The 5039-nt window shown below is 55.4% G+C and carries 6 protein-coding genes; all 6 read left to right on the forward strand.

What is annotated here, in order from left to right; genetic code table 11:
- Positions 1-1016 (forward strand): LPS-assembly protein LptD (locus tag HJG40_RS12010; RefSeq protein ID WP_215864413.1); only part of this gene is annotated, 1016 nt, incomplete at its 5' end.
- Positions 1016-2455 carry a peptidylprolyl isomerase gene (locus HJG40_RS12015; protein WP_215864414.1) on the forward strand — a complete coding sequence of 480 codons (1440 nt, stop codon included), beginning with the start codon at positions 1016-1018 and terminating at the stop codon, positions 2453-2455. The genes HJG40_RS12010 and HJG40_RS12015, both read left to right, overlap by 1 nt.
- Positions 2448-3266 (forward strand): ABC transporter permease, encoded by an 819-nt coding sequence (locus HJG40_RS12020; RefSeq protein WP_226857428.1) that lies wholly within the window; start codon positions 2448-2450, stop codon positions 3264-3266. Before HJG40_RS12015 ends, HJG40_RS12020 begins: the two co-directional genes overlap by 8 nt.
- Positions 3267-3353: 87 nt before the next feature.
- Positions 3354-3596 (forward strand): BolA family protein, encoded by a 243-nt coding sequence (locus HJG40_RS12025; protein ID WP_226852429.1) that lies wholly within the window; start codon positions 3354-3356, stop codon positions 3594-3596.
- A 34-nt stretch (positions 3597-3630) separates the two neighbouring features.
- Complete coding sequence (gene grxD / locus HJG40_RS12030; protein WP_010640654.1) at positions 3631-3954, forward strand: Grx4 family monothiol glutaredoxin; 324 nt, start codon at positions 3631-3633, stop codon at positions 3952-3954.
- An 18-nt stretch (positions 3955-3972) separates the two neighbouring features.
- Positions 3973-5039, forward strand: a 1067-nt coding sequence (gene murA, locus HJG40_RS12035; RefSeq protein WP_215864415.1) for a UDP-N-acetylglucosamine 1-carboxyvinyltransferase, incomplete at its 3' end; no start/stop codon positions are given.

The raw sequence follows: 5039 nt of genomic DNA on the forward strand, positions 1-5039 counted from the left end.
GCTACTTCAACTGGCATAGCAGCTTCAATTATTTTTCTGCTTCCACCGGACCCATTGGTCAGCGCCTGGATCTGACCCCCACTCTGGGATGGCGCTTCAGCCGGGGTTGGGGCTTCCTCGAACCCCAGGCCCGCCTCTATTACAGCCATTATCAAATTCAACGTAATGCCCCTTATGCGCGCGCCGTAAACCGTACCCTCCCCGCCCTGAGCCTGAAGGGTGGGTTGAATTTTGTCCGCTATGGCAGCAATGGCAGCACGGCACTTCTGCAACCGATTTTCAAATACACCTACATTCCCTTACAGGCTCAGAATGAAATTCCCAAATTTGACGCCAGCACGCCTTACCTGGATTTTCCCAGCATTTTTAGCGACAACGTACTGTTTACCGGCAGTGACCGGATAAATGCTGCCAATCAAATTGCCTACGGGCTACGTGGCACCTGGCTGACTCCCACGGGCCGCCAGCTCTGGGAAGCAGCCGTCGGGCAAATTCGCTATTTTAATCACGAACAGATTAATCTGAATGGTGATATTGTGTCGCAGGCCACACAGTCCAATTATTTTTTCGAGGGGCAATACGCCCCCGTTGCCGACATGAATCTGCTTGCCAGCACCCAGGTCAACCCGCAGCATGGTCAGCTCGACCGGCTCAACCTGCGCGCCCAATGGTTGCCGGGACCGCAGCGGGTGATCAACCTCGATTACCGCTTTACCCGGAATTTCGTCGACCAGACCGGTGTTTCCGGCGCCTGGCCGGTGTTCCGGAACTGGCAGCTACTAGGGAGCTATCAGTATGATGTTACCGACAGCAAGCCTCTGGAGGAGCTCGTGGGGATCGGCTATGATGGCGGCTGCTGGGCAGCGCACATGATGGTATATCATCAGATTCTGCTTGGCGGGCAGTCCAATAATGCTATTTATTTCGAGATCGTGTTGCGCGGCCTAACCAGCCTGGGCAATGCCTCAACCGGTTTGCTCAGCCAGTATGTGCCGGGCGCCAGCATGGAGTTTTGATGTCCTGCAAACGTCGTCCACTTGTTATTGCCCTGAGCCTGCTGCTTGGAACCTTACCCGTTGCGGGCTGGGCCAGCACGCCTTTCCTGAACCGGGATACCCTTCTGGCCCAGGCACCAGCGCCAGCCGTTGATTCTGCCCCAGCAACGCATACTTATTCGGAAGACTCTGCACTGGCACCCATGAATGCGCCAATGCCCAGCAACGCGGTGAATCTGGATAAAATCGTGGCCATCGTCAACGACAATATCATCACCTCCATGCAGTTGGGGCAACGCGTCAGTGCGGTGCGCGCCCATCTCCAGCAGAGCGATCCCAATGCCATGCCTGCGGATGACATTTTACGTCGTCAGGTGCTGCAACAGATGATTCTGCAGGATATCGAATTACAAATGGCACAGCGTGCCAACATCAAAGTAGACAAGGGCATGCTGGATCAGGCCGTCAACAATCTGGCTCAGGCCAACCACATGACCGCTGATCAGTTACGTGAAGCATTGAGCAGTCAGGGACAATCCTGGGAAACCTTCACCAATGATCTCAAGGATCGGATTATTGTTGACCGACTCATGCAGCAGGAAGTGGAAAGCCGCGTCCATGTCGGTCCTGACGAAGTCAAAACCTTCGCCCATCAACTCAAGGACATGGGTGGCGTCAGCTTCAACCTGCAGCAGATATTCATTCCCATGCCCAACAACCCGACCCCCAACGCCATCAGCGCAGCCCGCCAACAGGCCGCCGAGGTCCGAAATCACCTGATTGCCGGGGAAGACTTTTCGCGCCTCGCAGCGCAGGTCAGCAGCGGCCGCGATGCCCTGCAGGGCGGCCGGATAGGCTGGGTGAAAGCCGGAGAGCTCCCCCCCTCGGTGTCTCAGGCCCTCATGTCTCTGAAAACCGGGGATATCAGTCAGGTAATCGCCGGACCCACCGGTTTCCACATCTTCAAAATCCTCGACAAAAAAGACGAACAACCCACCATCACTGAAGTCAAGGCAGCAGCTATCGTGCTTCGCGCTGGCAGTAGCCTGCAACTTCAGGAAGCAGAAGATCGTGCTCAGGATATTCAAACCGCCCTTCAGAATGGCAGCCGTTTCTCGGAACTCGCACGGAACTACAGCCAGGACCCCAACACCGCTGCAAAAGGCGGAGAAATGGGCTGGATTACACCGGGACAGCTACCGGATACCCTTGAACGAACTTTGCTCACCTTGCAGCCCGGAGCGGTCAGCAGCCCGATTCGTGAAGGCGATGCAATATACATCCTGCAGTCCCAGGGCCAGCGCCAGCAGCCCGTGGAAGAAAAACAGATCATGGCAGCAGCACGCATGCAGCTCTTCAACCGGATTGTCCGCGAGCGCATGGACGAATGGCAACATCGTATTCGCGACAGTGCCTATGTAGAAATTCTGGAACCCAGCCTACGCAGCAGCGATGCCTGAAATTCTCCATAGTACCCCGGCAACTGTCGCAAGCGGCAACCGAATTCAGGGTAGCCTGGCCCCGACCTGGACCCTGTTTTACAAGGAAACCCTGCGTTTCAGTAAAGTCTGGTTGCAAACCATTGCTGCCCCGCTGATCACCACCATTCTCTATCTGGTGGTTTTCGGGCATGCTCTGGGCAGTCATATCACCGTCTATCCGGGCGTCAGCTATACGGCTTTCATTGTGCCCGGGTTGATGATGATGTCTGTGCTCCAAAACGCCTTCGCCAACAGCTCTTCCAGCCTGATTCAATCCAAGGTAACCGGAAATATTGTGTTTGTGCTGCTCAGCCCACTCACGCCCACGGAAATTTTTACGGCCATGGTTGCCGCTTCGGTGTTCCGGGGTATTTTAGTGGGACTGGCCATTTTTGCCCTGGCTTTACTGTATCTGCACATTCCGGTGCTTCATCCCTTCTGGATTCTGATTTTTGCCATCCTTGGTGCCAGCGGTATGGGTAGTTTGGGTTTGATAGCGGGCCTCTGGGCCGAAAAATTCGATCAGATCGCCGGTTTCCAGAATTTTGTCATCATGCCTCTGACTTTTCTGGCCGGAGTATTTTACTCGGTGCAATCCCTGCCAGGCATCTGGCGGCAGATTTCCCTGATTAACCCCTTTTTCTACATCATTGATGGTTTTCGTTATGGCTTTTTTGCCGATTCGGATGTCAGCGTCTGGGCCAGCCTGGGCGTCAGCCTGGCTTTTGCACTGATCACCGGTATTTTTGCCTGGCGCCTGCTTGATCGGGGCTACAAGCTGCGCCAGTAATACAGCACGCCCTGCGCACATAGCCGCGTTGAAAAGGGGATCACAAATCTTCTGTTATGGGATACAATGGCCCGCATGAACGCCAACATGATCAAATCACTTATTCAGCAAGAACTCCCGGATGCCCTGGTAGAAGTACAGGGAGATGACGGTGCCCATTTTGAAGCACTGGTCATCTCGGCTACTTTTACCGGTTTGTCCCCTGTCAAACAACACCAGCGGGTTTATGCCGCTCTGGGCGAACGCATGCGTGAAGAAATTCATGCCCTTTCCCTGCGAACTCTCACCCCTGAACAGGCCGAGCAGATCCGTCATTCTGCCCAGCACTGAAACCATCTACGCCCGACACGTCACGAGGATTACCATGGCTACGATTCAAGAACTCATTCAGGAACAAGTTGAAAAACACCCTGTAGTGCTTTACATGAAGGGCAACCCCCGCGCGCCGCAGTGCGGATTCTCGGCGCGTGCCATACAATTGCTGCAACAGTCGGGAGTGAAGGAATTGTTCACTGTGGACGTTCTCGCCGATCCCCAGATTCGCGACGGTATCAAGCAGTTTTCCAGCTGGCCGACCATTCCCCAGCTGTATATTCAAGGCGAATTTGTCGGCGGCTCCGACATCATGTCCGATCTCTACCAGCAGGGCGAACTCCAGAAGCTGGTGGAAAAAGCCCAAAACGCCTGAAAGGTTAGCATCGACCTTATGGATAAACTGCTGCTGCGTGGTAATGGCCCCCTGCGTGGCGAACTACGGATTTCCGGGGCCAAAAATGCGGCGCTGCCCTGCCTCGCTGCCACTTTACTGGCAAAAGAACCCGTACAGCTCCGTAATATCCCGCATCTCCGGGACATTACCACCACCCTAGAGCTACTTAGCACCCTCGGGGCCAGAGTCCTGGTGGACGGTCAACTCGGTATCGAAGTGGATCCCCGGCCAGTGCACTCGCTGGTGGCTCCCTACGAGCTGGTAAAAACCATGCGCGCATCCATTCTGGTGCTCGGCCCGCTGCTCGCTCGCCACGGTTCTGCTGAAGTCAGTCTGCCTGGCGGCTGCGCTATTGGTAGCCGTCCCGTCAGTGTCCACCTGAGCGGTTTGCAGGCTTTGGGTGCGGAAATTACGGTGGAAAACGGTTTTGTCAAAGCCAGGGCGGCAAAACTCATCGGTACCCGGATTGTCATGGAAATCGTTTCTGTCACCGGCACCGAAAACCTGCTCATGGCAGCAACACTGGCCGAGGGGCACACCACGCTCGAAAATGCGGCCCGCGAGCCCGAAATTGTGGATCTTGCCCGCTGCCTGAATGCCATGGGCGCGCGTATTTCCGGGGCAGGTACTTCGGTCATTGAGATAGAAGGCGTCAAAGAATTACATGGTGCCGAACACAGCGTGGTGGCTGATCGCATTGAAACCGGAACTTATCTGGTCGCTGCAGCCATGGCCGGGGGCGATGTCTGCCTCAAACGCACCGATGCCAGCCTCCTGGAAAGCGTCATCCTCAAATTACGCGAAGCTGGCGCAGAAGTGACAACGGGTGCCGACCTGATTCGCCTGCGCATGAAGCAGCGACCCAAGGCCGTAGATATTCGTACCGCCCCTTTTCCTGCTTTTCCAACGGACATGCAGGCGCAGTTCATGGCGCTCAACTGTATTGCCGAAGGCAGCAGCGTGATTACGGAAACGATTTTTGAAAATCGCTTCATGCACGTTTCCGAATTGCAGCGCCTCGGGGCGGAAATTACCGCCGATGGTAAAACGGCGGTAGTCCGGGG

The sequence above is a fragment of the Acidithiobacillus concretivorus genome (genome assembly GCF_018853445.1).
Lineage (GTDB): Bacteria > Pseudomonadota > Gammaproteobacteria > Acidithiobacillales > Acidithiobacillaceae > Acidithiobacillus > Acidithiobacillus concretivorus.